Origin of the sequence: Geomonas diazotrophica (assembly GCF_018919385.1) — a bacterium.
GTDB classification, from domain to species: Bacteria; Desulfobacterota; Desulfuromonadia; order Geobacterales; family Geobacteraceae; genus Geomonas; species Geomonas diazotrophica.
In genome coordinates, this window is the sequence record NZ_JAHLMF010000003.1 from 173,827 (window position 1) to 191,783 (window position 17,957).

Genomic DNA, 17,957 nt, shown 5'->3' on the forward strand with positions numbered 1-17,957 from the left:
CCTTGACAAAGCAAAGGTGCATTGCTAACTTGAAGCTCGTTTAGCACTCGAACTTTTTGAGTGCTAAACGCTTTTGAGGACCAAGGCTATGGAAGAGCAACTTTCCGAACGAGGCAAACGCATCCTCGAGGCGGTCATCGAGGATTACATAACGACCGCCGAACCAGTGGGGAGCCGGACCATCACCCGCAGCCACGCGCTGGCGCTTTCGCCGGCCACCGTGCGCAACGTCATGTCCGACCTGGAGGAGATGGGGCTTTTGACCTCGCCGCACACCTCCGCCGGCCGCATCCCCACCGACAAGGCCTACCGCCTCTACGTCAATTCGATCCTGGAGGCGAAGCAGAACCTCACCGCGGGCAAGCGCGAAGAGATCCGCAGGCACTGCCGCATGGCGGGCAAGGATCCCGCCCAGGTGCTCAAGGAGGCGAGCCGGCTCCTTTCCACCACCTCGAGCTACATGGGGGTGGTGATGGCGCCGCGCATGGCGGCCAACGTCTTCCACCAGATGGAATTCGTGAAGCTGTCCAGCCACCGCATCCTGGCCATCCTGGTATCGCAGAACGGGACGGTACAGAACCGGCTTTTGGAAACGGAGGAGGAGATCCCGCAGGAGGACCTGGTCCGCATGGCCAACTACCTGAACGGGATGCTGCAGGGGCTGACCATCGCCCAGGTGCGGGAGCGGCTCTTGGCGGAGTTGCAGAGCGAGAAGGTCCGCTACGATTCGCTGATGGCGAAGGCGATCGCGCTTTCCGAGCAGACCATCAGGACCGACAGCACCGAGATCTTCCTGGAGGGGCAGGCGAACATCCTGGACCAGCCCGAATTCGCCGACGCCGCCAAGATGCGTGAGATTTTCCGGGCCTTCGAGAAGAAGAGCCTCCTTTTGGACCTGCTGGACCGCTCCATGCAGGCCGAAGGGGTGCAGATCTTCATCGGCTCCGAGTCGCCCCTGCTCAAGGTTGAGGGGATGAGCCTGGTCACCTCCACCTACCTCACCGGCAAGGACACGGTCGGGGTGCTGGGGGTCATCGGCCCGACCCGGATGGGCTACGGCCGGGTGATACCGATCGTCGATTATACGGCCAAACTGATCAGCCGCCTGCTCGAAACCGAGTAGCGCGAGAAAAGGAGAGTACAAAGGGATGGACAAGAAAAAACACGATGCGCACCAGCACGACAAGAAGGCGGAGGGGGCGCAGGACCACGTGGAGCTCGCGCAGCCGCTGTCCGATGCGGATCGGATCAAGGAACTCGAAGAAGCCCTGGCCGCCAAGGGGCTGGAGTCGGCGAGCAACTGGGACAAGTACCTGCGCGAGCGCGCCGACCTGGAGAATTACCGGAAGCGGGTGCAAAAGGAGAAGGAAGAGATCCTGAAGTACGGCAACGAGCAGATCGTCCTGGAACTTCTCCCCTCACTAGACAACCTGGAGCGTGCCATAGACCACGCCAGCGAGGATGATCCCATCGTCGAGGGGGTGAAGCTCACCCTGAACATGCTGGTCTCCACCCTGAAGAAGTTCGGCGTGACGGCGCTGGAGACTCCGCCGGGCACCCCGTTCGACCCCGCCTTTCACCAGGCGATGACCCAGGTGCCGAGCGAGGAGCAGGAGCCGAACACCATCGTGAACGTGTTCCAGAAGGGGTACCTCTTGAACGACCGGCTGCTGCGCCCGGCCATGGTCACCGTCGCCGTTAAGCCTGCGGCTTAGAGGCGGATTGAGATAAAGATCAAGATTTAGAGGGAGCTTTTACTTAGTCTTGATCTTTGTCTTTATCTTTTTTTCACCCCGCCCCTTGTTTTTTGCTGGGGGCATGACTAGCTTGCTGAGTGACAGTTACCATATGAGGAGGCAAACACATGAGTAGAGTAATAGGAATCGACCTCGGGACCACCAACTCCTGCGTCGCAGTGATGGAAGGTGGGGAGCCGGTTGTCATAGCGAACGCAGAGGGAAGCCGTACCACCCCTTCCATGATCGCTTTCGCCGAGAACGGCGAGCGGCTGGTGGGCCAGCAGGCCAAGCGCCAGGCGGTCACCAACCCCGAGAACACCCTGTACGCCATCAAGCGCCTCATCGGGCGCAAGTACGATACCGAGGCGGTCAAGAAGGACATCGCCATCTCCCCGTTCAAGATCGTCAAGGCCGATAACGCCGACGCGTGGGTCGAGGTGCGCGGTCAGAAATACTCTCCCCCCGAGATCTCGGCGATGGTGCTGATGAAGATGAAGAAGACCGCCGAGGACTACCTCGGTGAGACCGTCACCGACGCGGTCATCACCGTCCCGGCTTACTTCGACGACTCCCAGCGCCAGGCCACCAAGGACGCCGGCAAGATCGCCGGTCTGAACGTCCTGCGCATCATCAACGAGCCGACCGCGGCGGCACTCGCCTACGGCCTGGACAAGAAGAAGGACGAGAAGATCGCCGTGTTCGACCTGGGCGGCGGCACCTTCGACGTCTCCATCCTGGAACTGGGCGAAGGGGTCTTCGAGGTGAAGTCCACCAACGGCGACACCTTCCTGGGGGGCGAGGACTTCGACCAGAAGATCATCGACTACATCGCCGACGAGTTCAAGAAGGACCAGGGGATCGACCTCAGGGGCGACAAGATGGCGCTGCAGAGGCTGAAAGAGGCGGGCGAGAAGGCGAAATGCGAGCTCTCCACCTCGCTTGAGACCGACATCAACCTCCCGTTCATCACCGCCGACGCTTCCGGTCCGAAGCACCTGACCATGAAGCTGACCCGCGCCAAGCTCGAGTCCATCTGCGCCGACCTGATCGCGAAACTCGAAGGCCCCTGCCGCACGGCCCTCAGGGACGCCGGCCTCTCCGCCTCCGACATCGACGAGGTCATCCTCGTTGGGGGCATGACCCGCATGCCGATCGTGCAGAAGAAGGTGCAGGACATCTTCGGCAAGGTCCCCAACCGCGGCGTCAACCCGGACGAGGTGGTCGCCATCGGCGCAGCCATCCAGGGCGGCGTTCTGCGCGGCGACGTGAAGGACGTGCTTCTCCTCGACGTCACCCCGCTCTCCCTGGGCATCGAGACCCTGGGCGGCGTGATGACCAAGCTGATCGACAAGAACTCCACCATCCCGTGCCGCAAGTCCCAGGTGTTCTCCACCGCTGCCGACAACCAGCCGGCGGTTTCCATCCACGTCCTGCAGGGCGAGCGCGAGATGGCGGCGGACAACAAGACACTGGGCAACTTCGAGCTCTCCGGGATCCCGGCCGCGCCGCGTGGCGTGCCCCAGATCGAGGTGACCTTCGACATCGACGCCAACGGCATCGTCCACGTCTCCGCGAAAGACCTCGGCACCGGCAAGGAGCAGTCCATCCGCATCACCGCCTCCTCCGGCCTCTCCAAGGAGGAAGTGGAGAAGATGGTGCGCGACGCCGAGGCGCATGCCGCCGACGACAAGAAGAAGCGCGAGCTGATCGAGGCGAAGAACCAGGGGGACAACCTGGTTTACTCCACCGAGAAGTCCCTGAAGGAATTCGGCGACAAGATCGACGCCTCCGAGAAGCAGAAGATCGAGGAAGGGATCGCGGCCCTCAAAAAGGCGCTGGAAGGAAGCGACGCCGACGAGATCAAGAAGGCGAGCGAGACCCTGATGCAGGCCTCCCACAAGCTGGCCGAGGCGGTCTATGCCAAGGCGCAGGCCGCGGGCGCCGAGGGTGCCGAGCCGCAGGCCGAGCCGGAAGCGGGCGGAGCCGCCAAGGGCGAGAAGGTGGTCGACGCCGACTTCGAGGAAGTGAAGGATGACAAGAAGTAAGAAAGGGTTGCAAAGCGGGGCCTCTTTGGTAGAAGATGGCGCTGCATGTAGAAAATGACAACCGCAACGGGCAGCGTCTCATGAGATGGGGCGCTGCTCTTTGTGTTACGAGGGCATACTTTGGCAAACGGTGAAAAACAGGATTACTACGAACTGCTCGAGGTGAACAAAAACGCCTCCGAGACGGAGATCAAGAAGGCGTATCGGCGCCTGGCCATCAAGTACCACCCGGACAAGAACCCGGGTGACAAGAGCGCCGAGGACAAGTTCAAGGAGGTCTCCGAGGCCTACGAGGTGCTCTCCGACCCCGAGAAACGTGCGCGCTACGACCAGTTCGGGCACGCCGGCATGGGGGGCGGCGGCTTCAACGGTTCCCCCTTCGGCGGTTTCGGCGGTTCCCCCTTCGGGGACATCTTCGGCGACATCTTCGGGGAGGTGTTCGGCGGACGCCAGAAGACCTCGCGCGGCAAGCGGGGCGACGACCTGCAGTACAACCTGGAGATCAACTTCGAGGAGGCCGCTTTCGGGGTCGAGAAGAAGATCGACATTCCCTACGCCAAACGCTGCGAGACGTGCGGCGGTTCCGGCGCCAAGGCCGGCACCCAGCCGAAGACCTGCCCCACCTGCCAGGGGGCGGGCCAGATGCGGTTCCAGCAGGGCTTCTTCAGCGTTTCCAAGACCTGCTCGCACTGCAACGGCGAGGGGCGCGTGGTTGAGCATCCCTGCCCGAGCTGCCGCGGCACCGGTACGGTCCGCGACAAGAAGACCATCTCGGTAAAGGTCCCCGCAGGGGTCGAGACCGGCATCCGTCTCAAGCTCTCCGGCGAAGGGGGGCAGGGGATCAAGGGGGGCGCCAACGGCGACCTCTACGTGGCGCTCACGGTGCGCGAGCATTCCCTCTTCCGGCGCGAGGACAACGACGTCCTGTGCGAGATCCCGATCAGCTTCACCCAGGCGGCCCTTGGCTGCGAGATCGAGGTGCCCACGCTGGACGGCAAGGTGAACATGAAGATTCCCGAGGGTACCCAGTCCGGCGCCGTCTTCAGGATGCGCGGCAAGGGGGTCCCGGCGCTGCAGGGGTATGGGCGCGGCGACCACCTGGTCATCGCCAAGGTAGAGACCCCGATCAACCTGAACAAGCAGCAGCGCGAACTCCTGGAGGAGCTGGCGCGCATCAGCGGTGAGGACGTGAACCCGATGCGCAAGAACTTCTTCTCCAAGGTGATGGACATATTCACTTGATAAGAAAGCTCAACCGGTGCGCGGCGGTACTTTCGGCCATTGTTTTCCTGGTCGCCCGTCCCGCGCCGGCCCTGAGCTCCCCGGCCCAGGCGACGCTGCTTGCCGATGCCTCCTACTCGGGGGCGCTCAAGGAGCGGATTCGCGGGGCCCAAAGGCGCATCATCTGCGCCTTTTACCTTTTCAAGGCCACCGACCGCAGGGGGAACCTCCCCGCCGCGATCGCGCAGGACCTGGCGCAGGCCAGGGCACGCGGGGTGGAGGTCACCGTGATCCTGGAGGGCGAGGATTCTGTGGGGCGCGACAACCGCGCCGCCGCCGGGTACCTGGCACGCAAAGGGGTGCGGGTGCGGTTCACGCGCGACCGGCGCACCACGCATGCCAAGGCCGTGGTCATCGACGACCGTTTCGTCATAATCGGGAGCCACAATCTCTCCCACGCCGCGCTGACCAGAAACCGTGAGCTCTCGGTGCTCCTGGACGCGCCGGAACTGGCAGCGCAGGTGACGCGGTACCTCGAGGGGATCAGGTAGGGCGGACGAGTCGGATCGGGTCCGATATGGGGACAAAGGCGGGCGAATGATTATTCGCCCCTACAGGTCGCCCGGATCACGGCAGCACCTCTTTTCCAAGCATCCTGAGCCCTTGTGATCATCCCCAGTGGAGGGCTCCATCACTGTAGGGGCGAATAACCACTCGCCCAGCGCTCTCGCCTCCTATACGTTCGTTGCCATCACGAAAGCCGCAGCATCACCGTCGTCCACCTCCTTACAAGGAGTAGCAACCTTGCGTAACCGTCGGCACGTTTCACTGAAGAAGCTCTTCTCCCCCGTTCTCCTCGTTCTTCTCCTGGCACTCGGCTGCGCCGTTTCCGCCCACGCCTCCATCGCGACCTATCCGGAACTCCCGACCGGCTACACCTCCATCCGGGTCTTCGACGGACAGCAGCGCTACGTCGGGCGCATCCTCCCCACCCAGCGCTACTGGGTCTCCATCGACCGGATCCCGCTCTTTCTGCGCAAGGCACTGGTTGCCACCGAGGACGCCCGTTTCTACGAGCACGGGGGGATCGACGTGCGGGGCATCGCCCGGGCCCTGGTGAAGGACGTGGTGAAGGGCCGGCTCGCCGAGGGGGGCTCCACCATCACCCAGCAGCTGATCAAGAACAAGTTCCTGAGCGGCGAGAAGTCGATCGACCGCAAGGTGAAGGAAGTGCAGCTCGCCATGGACTTCGAGAAGAAGTACACCAAGGACCAGATCCTGGAGATGTACTTCAACGAGATCTACTTCGGCAACGGCGCCTGGGGGATCGCGCAGGCGGCGCGGCAGTACTTCGACAAGAACCCGGAAGAGCTGACCGAGGCGGAGTGCTCGCTCTTGGCGGGGGTGCCCAAGAACCCGGGGCGCTACAACCCGCTTGGGGACCAGGCCAGGGTGAGCGCGCGCCGCAGCGTCGTTCTGGCCCGCATGGTCGCGGTGAAGATGATCACGCCGCAGCAGAAACGGGCCATCGAGGCCCATCCCGCCACGGTGATCAAGCCGGGGCAGGCGCAGGGGTACCTCGACCTGGTGCGCAGACAGCTCGTGGAGCGCTACGGGGCGCACATCGTGGAGCAGGGTGGGCTGGACGTGATCTCGGCCATGGACGTGAACCTGCAAAAGCAGGCGGAGCAGGTACTGCGCGACGGCGTGAAGAAGGTGAACCCGAACCTGCAGGGCGCGCTCATCTGCATGGACCTGAAGACGGGTGACATCCTGGCCGCGGTGGGGGGCGTGGACAACGCCAAGGGGGGCTTCAACCGGGCCTTCTCGGCCAAGCGCCAGCCCGGCTCCGCCATCAAGCCGCTCATCTTCGCCGCGGCCCTGGAGCAGGGTTACACCCCGGCGAGCCTCCTGGACGACACCCCGGTAGCCTACAACAAGGGGAACGGCCAGACCTGGCGGCCGCACAACTACGAGAAGAAGAGCTTCGGCGAGGTGTCGCTTAGGCAGGCGCTGGCCCACTCCAACAACGTGATCACCGTGAAGCTGCTGGAATCGCTCGGGGTGAACAACTTCGTCACCTTCGCCGGACGCCTGGGACTTTCCCTGCGCACCCCCAACGACCTCTCCCTCGCCCTGGGTACCGACGAGGTCACCCTGAACGACCTGGTCTCCGCCTACTCCCCTCTCGCCAACGGGGGTATGCGCAGCGAGGGGCGGACCATCATCCGGGTCTACGATCGCAACCGCAAGAGCTGGAACGAGAATCCGTCGCAGGTGACCCCGGTGCTCTCTCCTTCCACCGCGTTTGTCACCACCTCCATGATGAAGGACGTCCTGACCTACGGGACCGCCAAGGGGCTGAAGAACTTCAGCCGCCAGCGCCCCGCCGCCGGAAAGACCGGCACCACCGACGACTACCGCGATGCGTGGTTCGTTGGGTACACGCCGCAGCTGATCACCGGGGTCTGGGTGGGGTACGACAAGCCGAAGCCGGGGGGAAGGGGTTTTACCGGCGGCGTGGTCTCAGCGCCGATCTGGGAGAAGTTCATGCGTAGCGCCAGCGCCGGTAAGCCCGCGCTGGACTTCACCAGGCCCGAAGGTGTGGTCACGGTCAGCATCGATCCCTCCACCGGCCAGTTGGCCACCCCCGAATGCCCGACCACAAAGGAAGAGGACTTCATCGCCGGGACAGAGCCGACCAGCTACTGCTCCAAGCACGGCGGCGACGCGATGCCGCCGGCCGCGCCGGTGCAGCCGACTCAGCCGACTCAGCCGACTCAGCCGACTCAGCCGACTCAGCCGGGTGCCTCCGTCCCCGGCAACGAGGCGCCGGCCAAGGAGCCTGCCGAGGGGGGCGAGGGGACCGACGGCGCTGCGGGAGAATTGATGCGTTAGGCGGGGGGGGCGATCTCGGAGGCGTAGTAGTGCCGGATCGGCTTCAGGTCGTTGTCCAGTTCGTACACCAGCGGCGTGCCGGTAGGGATCTCCAGGTTGATGATGTCCGAGTCCGAAACCCGGTCCAGGTACTTGATGAGGCCGCGCAGGCTGTTGCCGTGAGCTACGATGAGCGGGCGGCGGCTTTCCCGCAGGGCCGGGACGATCACCTGCTGCCAGCAGGGAAGCACCCGCTCCACGGTGTCCTGCAGGCACTCTGTCCTCGGAACCAGGTGCGGCGGGAGTGAGGCGTAACGCGGGTCGCGGCCGGGGTAGCGCTGGTCGCCCTCGCCGAGCGCGGGGGGGCGCACATGGTAACTGCGCCGCCAGAGCTTCACCTGCTCCTCCCCGTACTTCTCGGCGGTCTGCGCCTTGTTCAGTCCCTGCAGCGCGCCGTAGTGCCTCTCGTTGAGGCGCCAGTCCTTGCATTCCTCGATCCACATCAGGTCCATCTCGCGCAGGATGAGCCAGAGCGTCCCGATGGCCCGTCGCAGCACCGAGGTGAAGGCGACGTCGAAGACGAATCCCTTCTCCTTCAAAAGCCGTCCCGCGTTCCTGCTTTCCTCCTCGCCCTGCGGGGAGAGTTCCACGTCGGTCCAGCCGGTGAACAGGTTTTCCTTGTTCCAGACGCTCTCGCCATGTCGGACCAGCACCAGTTGCTGCATGAGCTCACCTCCTGTCCGCTTCCCCTCGCGCTACCTGGCGCCTCCCGCCTGCTTCGCCTCTTCGAGCTTGTCAGTTATGTTGTTCTTTATCCAGGACGGGTCCCACCACTCGATCGGATTCACCTCCTGCCCAGAGACCACCACGCCGAAATGGAGGTGGTCGCCGCCGGCAAGGCCGGTATCCCCGGTATCGCCGATGATGTCCCCCTTTTTCACCTGGTCCCCTTCCTTCACGGCGATCCGGCTCAGATGGCCGTAGAGCGACTGCAGCCCCAAGCCGTGGTCGATGATGACGCATTGACCGTAGATGCCGAGATCGTCGGCCCAGACCACCCGCCCTGCGTTCGCGGCCGGGACCTTCGAGTGCGCCAGGGAGGCCAGGTCGATCCCCAGGTGGTACTGCTCATCCACCTGTTTTCCCTTGTAGAAGTAGCTGCGCAACTGGCTGAAGGTGCCGCGCGGGGCGGAGTTGGGGAGGCGCAGGAACCCCCCTTGCCACAGCGGGGTGGGGGAGGTCTTCAACCCTGCCTGGTACAGGGTCTTTCGGTCAGCCTGCCTCACCTCCCGGTTCACCTTGAGGAAGAGCTCCTGCGGGGTCGCGGCCTGCGGGAAGCGATCCTTGAATTCGCCCGAGACCTTCTCCAGGAAAGAGTCGGTAAGCTCGATCCGGTCTCTGGGGAATGATTTCTCCAGCACGTGGTAGTAGATGCCGGTCAGCCTCTCGTTCCCCGCGCGGTCCACGGCCAGTACCTTGGGGATGAAGCGTTCCTGCAGCAGATCGCTGGGGAAGGGGAAGAGGCAGGCGTAGTAGCCGCCCGGCTGGCGGTAGGCGGGGTAGAAGCGGTCGGCGAAGAGCACGCCGGTCTTGGCGACCTCCCGGTTCACCGTGTACACCACCAGCCCGGCGCCGCCGCGGGAGACGTTGTGGGCGGTGCTGAGGACGGCGACTGCCGGGGGCTTGTTCAGGTAGTCGAAGTTGAAGGTCTGCTCGCTGCGGTTGCCGGAGCCGAAGCCGAAAATGGAGCGATCCACCGCGCGGACCTCCAGCCTGACCGGCCCTTCCTTGAGTCCCGGCTGGGCCGGGAGCCTGAAGGTCTCCGCCCCCTCCTTGATCCCGGAGGGGTACTCCCTGGTGAGGATGGGAAAGTTCTTCTGTCCCTGCACCAGGTTCACGTTCAGCGACTTGAGCCCCGAACGGTCCCGCAGTCTCAGCGTGACATCGAGCTTCGAGGAGATGGGGCCGCTTTGCCGGGAAAGGGCGAAGGCGGGGCCTGCAGTGTCCAGAAAATAATACACGCCCAACCCGAGAAGGAGCAGCAGGATCAGCATCATTGTCACGGCTGTCGTTTTCATGGCTCTCCCCCCCGGCAACTGGTCCGGCACAAGCGCTTTTGCGCGCTCGGCCGCCCGTTGCCGTCGAAAAAGATTAATCCAGGCTAAGCACCCTCGGATTTTAGCACCCGCCCCCTCGAAGTCCAGCCAGGGCGGCGCACCGGGGTGGAAGCCGGGGCGGCGAAGGCCGCTAAAAAATATTGTAGCGCTCTGTAAAAATTTCAGACAGGTGGTATATTTCTTTCAGCTAGCTAGCTGTAACTGAATGTCTCGGAAAAGGAGGTAGCTGCATCGAGGTAGCTTCCACTGAAGAGGATTCTAATTACGAAACAGCTGTACCAGCTCCGACGTTGAAAGCGTCGGGATGACCCCTGTAACGAGGGGATCGAGTAAAAAAAAGAGGCCTTGCGTATCAGTAGCGGGCCTCTTTTCTATTATGACTGTTGCGGGTGATTGTGTTACAGGTACAGCTGAAGTATATGAGCTGCAAGAACTGCAATTCTGTTATATTGGGAGAATCGGGATAGAGGTTGTCCCATAAGTACATCACATACCAAAGGAGGAATAGCTATGAAGAGGATTACAGCGGCACTACTTGCCATGGTGATGGCCATGGTCTCCCTGCAAGGTTGCTACGGCAAGATGGCGCTCACCCGCAAGGTGTACCAGGTGAACGGCGAGGTAGGCGACAAGTACCTGCGCAGCCTGGTGACCTGGGTATTCATCATCGTTCCGGTGTACGGAATTGCGGCACTGGTCGACTTCGTACTGTTCAACACCATCGAGTTCTGGAGCGGACACAACCCCGTGGCCCAGGGCGAGAAGGATTTCCAGTACAGTGAAAACGGCGACACTTTCAAGGTACACGCCCAGAAGAGCGGCGAAACCCTTCGCTACACCTTCAACCGCTACCATGGTGATACCTACCTTGACACCCTTACCATCGACTGGAACGTGAAGACCGGTAACTCTGTAGCGGCGCTGCGCGAGGGGGACAACGTGACCCAGTTCCAGGCGATGCGCGGCAAGGGCGGCGTGAAGGTAACGAGCTCGGCTCCTGCTGCTTTGAACGGGGGCGCGCAAATGACGGCTCTGTACCAGTAGGAGGGGGGGATACTCAGCGGCAGGAAGAGAGATGACAACGTTAGCGAGTTCAAACTCGATGAGGAGGCAACTGAAGCAGTATACCCGGAAAAAAAAAATTTCGACAGACTGTTTCTTTCGCATCGCCGGTGCTATGTTTGACTCAGCTAGCTAGCAAAGAGGGATCTCGGAAAAAAGGAGGTAATCAGCATCAAAGAAACTCCACCGATTCGGAATCTCACAACCTGAAGCTGTAACCTCCCGGTGCCTACGGGCACTGGCAACCACCCTTGAAAAGGGTACCCATGTAAGGCATCAAGTGAGGCCCGCCGTAACGGCGGGCCTTTTCACGTTGTGGAACCCAGCCTTGGAGTGCGGACTCTCCCGCTAAAATCTCGCCTACCTGTCCTGCAAAGGCTGCATCAGTCTCTCAGGTGACACTTGTTACAGAGGCTTCGCTGGAAGGTGGCAAAGTCGGTTGCACGCCGGTCATAAAATGTCTGTTGAATTTCAGAGGAGAGGCGGCCCAGGGAGTATTCGACGGGTGCGCCGTTGTCGGTTCCCGGGTACGTACCCTCATACACGAGGTAGGTGGACTGCATGTTCCATCTGGTACTTGCGTCCCACCCGCTGGCGTGGGCCCTGTGGCAGGACAGGCACATCACGTTTTCTTTTCCGGCAGGGCCGCTTTGTTTAAGATCGGCAGATGCGGCGATTGACTTCAGCACTGCGTAATCCCTCGTGTTCAACTCGTAAGGGACCATCGAGTTGTAGGATCTCTCGCGCTGCCCGGACAGGTCTCCCGAACGCACGTACGAGTTGTAGTTACTGGCAATACCCTCCGACAAGACGGCGCTGGCCCCAGAGGGATGGCTGTGACTGCTGTTAAGTTGGGCGTGGCAGTTGCTGCACCATTCGGACATGCCGCTCCCGTAGGCGACCCGGGTAGCGTAGGCGTTTTCTGACCGGTTGAAAACACGGGGGGCTATGGCTGCGGGTGGATCGGAGGCCATGGGGGGGGTGCCGGGGAGGCTGTTTGGCTGATATCCCCTGCCACAGAGCAGCCGGTACGTACCTACCGAGGCAGAGGCCGTCGGGTCGGGGCTGTCAGGGTAAGACCCCGAAGCCACGACCGGGGGGCCGGAGGTGCCAATTGAGCCATCGGCGCGCCGCCGGTAGTTGCCGTGAGGGTCATGGCAGCTGATGCAGGTGAGGCTTGAACTCGGATAATTGCCGCCCGGCGAGAAGCTATGGGTGCTGTCCGCCTCGTACCCGAAGTCGATCGCAACGATGTTGTGTCCGTGCCGCTCGCCGCGGCTGAACTCCGTTGCGCCGCGCGATGTCGACCACTTGTACGTTTTCTTGAGCCAGCAAAAATCTCCGGCTGGGGGGAGTTGGACACAGATGGAAAAGGAGCCCACGTCGGTTGCGATGAAGTACTTGGAGGGAAGGGCCACGCCGAGGGGGGCCTGATGGCAGATGAGGCAGGTCGACCCCGCATCCGAGCCGCGCAGTTGCGGTGGTGTGGTATGGCATCCTGTGCAGTTGCCGGTACCGCCGTTGTGGAACACTTCATCACTGGCGGTGCTTGCCACAACGTGGGAACAAAAAACCAACAGGACAAACGCGCATGACCTGGGAATTCTCATTGCATCTCCTGATTGCGGTGATTCCGGTGCGAGGACTGTCTCAGAATTCCTGTACCTACGAATCTTGCTACCTGAGGCGAGATATTCACTAACTGGTATGGTTTTGTTCCGCCGCCGTTCCACTGTTTTCGATTATTTTCCCATTACACTTCAACCTGTCAAGCACAGTGGTCTTGTCTTTGCGTTGGGGGCGGGTGGCATCTGACTGTTTTCAGATCAAGGGGCTGGAGGGCGCGGGATAGTCAAGCGGGGCGCTTGCTTGCAAGGATATGGCTGAGAGGGTGCCTTTGGGGCGCAAAAAAAACGAAGGGTTACAGTGCAAACTGCAACCCCCTGTGTGTATGGAGCCATCTATCGGAATCGAACCGACGACCTATTGATTACGAATCAATTGCTCTACCAACTGAGCTAAGATGGCCTGTTTAATGGTGTCTTCCGCCTTTTTGCACGGAGTATGAACTTTTACCGTAAATTCCTTCCCCAGTCAATCCCCTTCTGAACCGTCGCCAGCCCCGGTTGCCCCATCGAACCGGAAATGTTCGTCTGTCTCCCAGGTCACGATTCGGTAACAGTTGCATTAAAAGTTGACATAATTGGTTTTTACGATTCAAATTTCTTTGTGGTTTTGTCATATTTTCATCAAGTGTGGAGTAGTGCCATGGACTTCAGGAGAAGAAGGTCCGTGTTCTTGGCAACAAAGAGAGTTGTGCTTAGGGCACATGCGTAAAAAGGGTCCTGTTATGAATTTCCTGATCGTAGAAGACTATGTGAAGACAGCGGAACAGCTGAAAAAAGGACTTGCCGAAGTCAGCATCAACGCCGACGTTGCCGCCGACGGGGTGAAGGGGCTCGCCATGGCGAAGGAGAAGGAGTACGAGTTGATCATCCTCGACCTCATGCTCCCCGGCATCGACGGTTTCGAGGTGGTGAAGCGGCTGCGCCAGGCGGGGAAGAGCACCCCGGTGATCATGCTGACCGCGCGCGACGAGGTGCACGACCGGATCTGCGGTTTGCAGTCCGGGGCGGACGACTACCTGGTCAAGCCGTTCTCCTTCGGCGAACTCTGCGCCCGGATCCAGGCGCTGTTGCGCCGCGGCCAGGTGCTGCAGCAGGACGAGGTGCAGGTGGCGGACCTCACTGTCAACTTCTTCGCGCGCAAGGCGACCCGCTCCGGGAAGCACCTGGAGCTGACCCCCAAGGAGTTCGCGCTCCTCTCCATGCTGATACGCCGGGCCGGCGAGGTGCAGTCGCGCCTGCGTATCGCCGAGGCGGTCTGGAACCTCGGCTTCGACGCCAACCTGAAGATCGTGGACGTGAAGCTGGCGGGGCTGCGGGCCAAGGTGGACGGCCCCTTCGACAAGAAGCTGATCCACACCGTGCGCGGGGTCGGTTACGTGCTCGAGGACCGCGATGTGTGATGCCCCCCCTTCCCAGGAAGGCAGCGCCGGACGGCAGGTTCGGTCCATGGCGCACAACCTGGCCGTTTTGTACATCGTCTCCATCCTGGTAGGCTTCGCGTTGTGCGCCTCCCTCCTGTACTTGAAGCTGGTTCAGCACCTCAACGATTCCGCAACAGAACAACTGCAGACAGAGATCACCTCCGTGCGCGCCCTGGTCGGAACCCCCTCCGGCCTCAACGCCATCAAGCAGGTCATGCAGGCGGAAACGCGGGGGGAGGATGCCGCCAGCACCTGCATCCTGATGCGCATCGTGGACGGGGACGGGAGCGTTGTCGTGGACTGCCCCAACATGAGGGGAGTCATACCGGCCACCGCCTTCCCGCCGCCGGGAGACACCAGGTCGAAAAGATACAAGGCCGACGGCGGCAACTACCTGCTGAGGAGCGCTCGGCTCAGCGATCCCCTGTCCGAGGCCCAGGGATGGCGCCTGCAGATAGCGATGGATCTGACCGAGCATGATCACCTGGTCCGAACCTACCGGATCTACCTCGTTCTTTTCGGTTTCGGCGCCTTTCTCTTCGGTATCCCCAGTTCCTACATCGTGGTGAAACGCGGGCTGAGGCCTCTGAACGAACTCAGCAGCTCGATCAAGACCATAACCGGCAGCCGCCTCAACACCAGGCTCGAGGCGGCGCGCTTCCCGAGCGAGATGCATCCCGTGGTCGAGTCGGTAAACGCGATGATGGCCCGGCTGGAGAGCTCTTTCCAGAGGCTTTCGCACTATTCGGGGGACCTCGCCCACGAGCTGCGCACGCCGATCAACAACCTGATGCTGGAGGCGGAGATCGCCCTCTCTCAGGAGAGAAGCCCGCAGCAGTACCAGGAGATCATCTCCTCCAGCCTAACCGAATACGAGCGGCTGGCGGCGGTGATCGACAAGCTGCTCTTTCTGGCCCGCGCCGACAACGAGAAAAACGACCTGCTGTTCGAGAAACTGGATGCCGGGGCCGAGGTCGAGGAGGTGGTGGACTACTTCTCCGACGAGGCGAGCGCTGCCGGAATTTCCCTGGTTTCTCGTGTCGACGCCTCCTTTTGGGGGGACCGAACCCTGTTCCGCCGGGCCCTCAGCAACCTTATCAGCAACGCCCTGGCCTACACGCCTGCCGGAGGGGAGGTGACCATTTCCTCGTCCAACGGGAGTAACGGAGGGGTCGAGATTAACGTGGCCGACACCGGCTGCGGCATCTACTCCGAGCACCTCCCTTTTCTTTTCGACCGGTTCTACCGGGTCAAGTCCGGTTCGCAGCACAGCGGCACCGGCCTCGGGCTCGCCATAGTCAAGGCGATCATGGAGATGCACAACGGCGACGTCTCCGCCTTGAGCCGCCCCGGGCACGGGACCACCGTAACTCTGCACTTTCCGCAACATCCATCTTTGAAGGTGACGGCCGAGGAGAGGGGCTGACCTACGGACTAATGCACCGGCAGCGGAGCGCCGCAGCCGGTCTTTTTTTGCCAAAAACGTGGGGTGGCGGCAATACTCGGCCAAATACCATAAATTTGGTAACGATGCGGTAACGATAAGGTTTGTTTTTATTAATTACTTGAAAGGCGCGACGCTCTGCGTCCACGGGCGCGGCAATGAAAGAGGCGCCCGACTAGAGCGGCAGGCGGATCTCCACCTCCAGCCCTCCCTCGGCAAGGTTGTGCGCGGCTATGGCGCCGCCATGCAGGGCGACGGTCTTCTCGGCGATGGCGAGCCCGATCCCGGTGCCGCCGCTTTTACGGTCGCGGGCCTCGGCAACCCGGTAGAAGGGGCGGAAGATGTCGTCGAGCTGGCCTTCCGGAACCCCCGGGCCGCAATCCCGCACCCTGATCAGCGCTTCCTCCCGCTCCCTCTCCAGCGTAATCTCGACCGCAGTTTCTTCCGCCGTGTACTTCACCGCGTTTCTCACCACGTTTTCGAGGGCGCGGCTTAAAAGTTCCCGGTTCGCCATCAGCGTCACCTGCACAGTGGAGGTGAAACGGACGTGGCGGTTCCCCGCGCAGGCCTCGAAGTCGGCGTCCCGCGCCACCTCCTCCACCAGCCGCACCAGGTCGAGCTCCCCTTTCTCGATTTCTCCCCCCTCCTCCAGCTTACTCAGGGTGAGCAGTTCGGTGATCAAAAGGTTCAGCCGGTCGCTCTCGTACTCGATCCGGTCCAGGGCGCCCGCGGCGGAATGGGGTGTCTCCTTCCGGGCGATCCCGAGCGCGACGTTCAGCCGCGCCAGCGGGGAGCGCAGCTCGTGCGAAGCGTCCCGCACCAGCTGCTTGTGGGCCAGCACCAGTTTCTCGATGCGCCCCGCCATCAGGTTGAAATCCCGCCCCAGGTCGTTCAACTCGTACCCCGTCTCCCTCGGACTCACCTGGACCCGGCTCCCAAGATCGCCGGCCGCAAGCCCCTGTGCCGCGGCACGCAGGCGGCGTACGGGGGCGGTGAGGCGCCAGGAAAGGCCGTAGCAGGCGGCAGCGCTGATCACCAGGGTGATCAACAACTGCAGCCAGAAATGCGGCGGGAGACGGAAGGGAGGGGCTCCCGGAAGGGGGGGGGCGTGGTGCGGTTCGGCTGCGGCGAGGTACTCCCTGCCGGACGGCCCCTGCACGCGGACCAGTACCGCGCGGAGCTCTCCGGGGGGCGTGCCGGCGCCGGCGAGCTGGCTGCGGACGGCGGCGACAAGCAGGGGAGGGACGCCTGGAGAGATGGGCGTGCCGTCGGCGGCAAACAGGTAAGGTCGCGCCCCCCGCTCGCTTTGCTGGCGGGCATCGACGGCGGCCGTGCTCCCTACCTTTTCGCTCAGGGCAGCAGCGGTGCTCCCGTAGATTGCGAGCGCCTGTCCCAGGACCTCCTGCTGCTGCAGCTCCATGTGCCGCCGGTGCTCGTCGCGCAGGGGGGAGAGCCGCAGGTTGAAGGCGATCAGGAAGAACACCGCACCGGAGAGGATGGTGGAGAGCCAGAACCACATGAAAAGCTTGATGAAGATGGTGCGCATGAAAACCTTGAGGCAATTGACAACGCTTGAATTGACAATTGGCGATGAAAGGCCGCCCGGTTCCGGGAGGCCGGTGACGACGGGATCCGTCCTGTTAATGGGTCAGCGGGCGCGGTTGGCGGAGGAGAAGGCGTAGATGTAGCCCACGCCGCGCACGGACTTGATGCGCTCTTCGCCTCCTGCCGCGGGCCCCAGTTTCTTCCTGAGGCTGCTGACATGGACATCGATGCTCCGGTCGAAGCTGCTGAACTCCCGACCAAGGGCCTGCCTGGTCAGCTCGTCCCGGCTCATCACGTTGCCTGCCTGGCGCACCAGCGCCTCCAGCACCGAGAACTCCAGGGAGGTGAGCTCCACGGGGGACCCGGCGCAACTCACGGTTCTCGCGCCGAGGTCGAGGCTCACGTCGCCCACCTGTAAAAGGTCGGGCCTCGGTTCGGTTCCGGCGGGGAACGTGTCGTTGCGACGCTGGATGGCACGTAGCCGCGCCACCAACTCCCGAGGGTTGAAGGGCTTGGGGAGGTAGTCGTCCGCTCCCATCTCCAGCCCCACGATGCGGTCGATCTCGTCGCCGCGCGCGGTCAGCATCAGCACCGGGACCTGCGAACTCTGCCGGATACGGCGCAGCACGTCGAATCCGTTCAAGGTCGGCAGCATCACGTCCAACACCACGAAGGCGTACTCCCGGCAGAGCGCCTTGTCCGCACCCTCGGCACCGTCATGGACCGCATCGACCGAGTAACCCTCGCTGGCCAGATAGCTTGCCAACAGTTCGCACAGCCCCGTGTCATCATCTATGATAAGTATTCTCTTCGTCATCTTCTCGATCTGACTCCAGTTTTGAGCGCAAGTATAACGGA

The 17,957-nt window shown here is 62.3% G+C and carries 14 protein-coding genes and 1 tRNA gene; 9 read left to right on the forward strand and 6 right to left on the reverse strand.

What is annotated here, in order from left to right; genetic code table 11:
* The first annotated feature begins 88 nt into the window (after positions 1 to 88).
* The 6 genes from hrcA to KOM00_RS04405 all read left to right on the forward strand — a co-directional run bounded on the left by hrcA (position 89) and on the right by KOM00_RS04405 (position 7,903).
* Positions 89 to 1,123, forward strand: a complete 1,035-nt coding sequence (hrcA, locus tag KOM00_RS04380; protein WP_216497619.1) for a heat-inducible transcriptional repressor HrcA — start codon at positions 89 to 91, stop codon at positions 1,121 to 1,123.
* Positions 1,124 to 1,148: 25 nt separating this feature from the next.
* On the forward strand, positions 1,149 to 1,715 hold the full coding sequence (grpE, locus tag KOM00_RS04385) for a nucleotide exchange factor GrpE (RefSeq protein WP_216497620.1): 567 nt from the start codon (positions 1,149 to 1,151) through the stop codon (positions 1,713 to 1,715).
* A gap of 149 nt (positions 1,716 to 1,864) precedes the next feature.
* A complete protein-coding gene (dnaK, locus tag KOM00_RS04390) occupies positions 1,865 to 3,784 on the forward strand; it encodes a molecular chaperone DnaK (RefSeq protein ID WP_216497621.1) in 1,920 nt (639 codons plus the stop codon).
* A gap of 120 nt (positions 3,785 to 3,904) precedes the next feature.
* Positions 3,905 to 5,026 (forward strand): molecular chaperone DnaJ, encoded by a 1,122-nt coding sequence (gene dnaJ / locus KOM00_RS04395; RefSeq protein WP_216497622.1) that lies wholly within the window; start codon positions 3,905 to 3,907, stop codon positions 5,024 to 5,026.
* On the forward strand, positions 5,023 to 5,556 hold the full coding sequence (locus tag KOM00_RS04400; protein WP_216497623.1) for a phospholipase D-like domain-containing protein: 534 nt from the start codon (positions 5,023 to 5,025) through the stop codon (positions 5,554 to 5,556). Before dnaJ ends, KOM00_RS04400 begins: the two co-directional genes overlap by 4 nt.
* Before the next feature lie 253 nt (positions 5,557 to 5,809).
* Entirely contained in the window at positions 5,810 to 7,903 is a 2,094-nt protein-coding gene (locus tag KOM00_RS04405) for a penicillin-binding protein 1A (RefSeq protein ID WP_216497624.1), read from the forward strand.
* Here the strand turns inward: KOM00_RS04405 and gpmA are convergent.
* Both gpmA and KOM00_RS04415 read right to left on the reverse strand, forming a co-directional pair.
* Positions 7,900 to 8,607 carry a 2,3-diphosphoglycerate-dependent phosphoglycerate mutase gene (gpmA, locus tag KOM00_RS04410; protein ID WP_216497625.1) on the reverse strand — a complete coding sequence of 236 codons (708 nt, stop codon included), beginning with the start codon at positions 8,605 to 8,607 and terminating at the stop codon, positions 7,900 to 7,902. The genes KOM00_RS04405 and gpmA overlap by 4 nt on opposite strands.
* Before the next feature lie 30 nt (positions 8,608 to 8,637).
* On the reverse strand, positions 8,638 to 9,960 hold the full coding sequence (locus KOM00_RS04415; RefSeq protein ID WP_216497626.1) for a M23 family metallopeptidase: 1,323 nt from the start codon (positions 9,958 to 9,960) through the stop codon (positions 8,638 to 8,640).
* Between the two features lie 549 nt (positions 9,961 to 10,509).
* Between KOM00_RS04415 and KOM00_RS04420 the strand changes: the two genes are divergently transcribed.
* Positions 10,510 to 11,043: a DUF3332 domain-containing protein gene (locus KOM00_RS04420; RefSeq protein ID WP_216497627.1), complete on the forward strand. Its 534-nt coding sequence runs from the start codon at positions 10,510 to 10,512 to the stop codon at positions 11,041 to 11,043.
* Positions 11,044 to 11,444: 401 nt separating this feature from the next.
* Here KOM00_RS04420 and KOM00_RS04425 read toward each other — a convergent pair whose 3' ends face one another.
* Positions 11,445 to 12,671 (reverse strand): cytochrome C, encoded by a 1,227-nt coding sequence (locus KOM00_RS04425; RefSeq protein ID WP_216497628.1) that lies wholly within the window; start codon positions 12,669 to 12,671, stop codon positions 11,445 to 11,447.
* A 342-nt stretch (positions 12,672 to 13,013) separates the two neighbouring features.
* Positions 13,014 to 13,089, reverse strand: a tRNA-Thr gene (locus KOM00_RS04430).
* A 322-nt stretch (positions 13,090 to 13,411) separates the two neighbouring features.
* On the opposite strand from KOM00_RS04430, the gene KOM00_RS04435 reads away from it, so the two are divergent.
* Positions 13,412 to 14,089: a heavy metal response regulator transcription factor gene (locus KOM00_RS04435; protein WP_216497629.1), complete on the forward strand. Its 678-nt coding sequence runs from the start codon at positions 13,412 to 13,414 to the stop codon at positions 14,087 to 14,089.
* 46 nt (positions 14,090 to 14,135) lie between these two features.
* A complete protein-coding gene (locus KOM00_RS04440) occupies positions 14,136 to 15,536 on the forward strand; it encodes a heavy metal sensor histidine kinase (RefSeq protein ID WP_236026740.1) in 1,401 nt (466 codons plus the stop codon).
* Positions 15,537 to 15,729: 193 nt separating this feature from the next.
* Here the strand turns inward: KOM00_RS04440 and KOM00_RS04445 are convergent, their stop codons facing one another.
* Together KOM00_RS04445 and KOM00_RS04450 are read right to left on the reverse strand one after the other, a co-directional pair.
* On the reverse strand, positions 15,730 to 17,100 hold the full coding sequence (locus tag KOM00_RS04445; protein ID WP_216497631.1) for an ATP-binding protein: 1,371 nt from the start codon (positions 17,098 to 17,100) through the stop codon (positions 15,730 to 15,732).
* 102 nt (positions 17,101 to 17,202) lie between these two features.
* Complete coding sequence (locus tag KOM00_RS04450; RefSeq protein ID WP_216497632.1) at positions 17,203 to 17,916, reverse strand: response regulator; 714 nt, start codon at positions 17,914 to 17,916, stop codon at positions 17,203 to 17,205.
* Positions 17,917 to 17,957: the final 41 nt, after the last annotated feature.

Excerpts from the sequence above, each read along its gene's own strand:
- hrcA (WP_216497619.1), top strand. The coding sequence starts at position 89 with ATGGAAGAGCAACTTTCCGAACGAGGCAAACGCATCCTCGAGGCGGTC.
- grpE (WP_216497620.1), top strand. The coding sequence starts at position 1,149 with ATGGACAAGAAAAAACACGATGCGCACCAGCACGACAAGAAGGCGGAG.
- dnaK (WP_216497621.1), top strand. The coding sequence starts at position 1,865 with ATGAGTAGAGTAATAGGAATCGACCTCGGGACCACCAACTCCTGCGTC.
- gpmA (WP_216497625.1), bottom strand. The coding sequence starts at position 8,607 with ATGCAGCAACTGGTGCTGGTCCGACATGGCGAGAGCGTCTGGAACAAG.
- KOM00_RS04415 (WP_216497626.1), bottom strand. The coding sequence starts at position 9,960 with ATGAAAACGACAGCCGTGACAATGATGCTGATCCTGCTGCTCCTTCTC.
- KOM00_RS04420 (WP_216497627.1), top strand. The coding sequence starts at position 10,510 with ATGAAGAGGATTACAGCGGCACTACTTGCCATGGTGATGGCCATGGTC.
- KOM00_RS04425 (WP_216497628.1), bottom strand. The coding sequence starts at position 12,671 with ATGAGAATTCCCAGGTCATGCGCGTTTGTCCTGTTGGTTTTTTGTTCC.
- KOM00_RS04435 (WP_216497629.1), top strand. The coding sequence starts at position 13,412 with ATGAATTTCCTGATCGTAGAAGACTATGTGAAGACAGCGGAACAGCTG.
- KOM00_RS04440 (WP_236026740.1), top strand. The coding sequence starts at position 14,136 with ATGGCGCACAACCTGGCCGTTTTGTACATCGTCTCCATCCTGGTAGGC.
- KOM00_RS04445 (WP_216497631.1), bottom strand. The coding sequence starts at position 17,100 with ATGCGCACCATCTTCATCAAGCTTTTCATGTGGTTCTGGCTCTCCACC.
- KOM00_RS04450 (WP_216497632.1), bottom strand. The coding sequence starts at position 17,916 with ATGACGAAGAGAATACTTATCATAGATGATGACACGGGGCTGTGCGAA.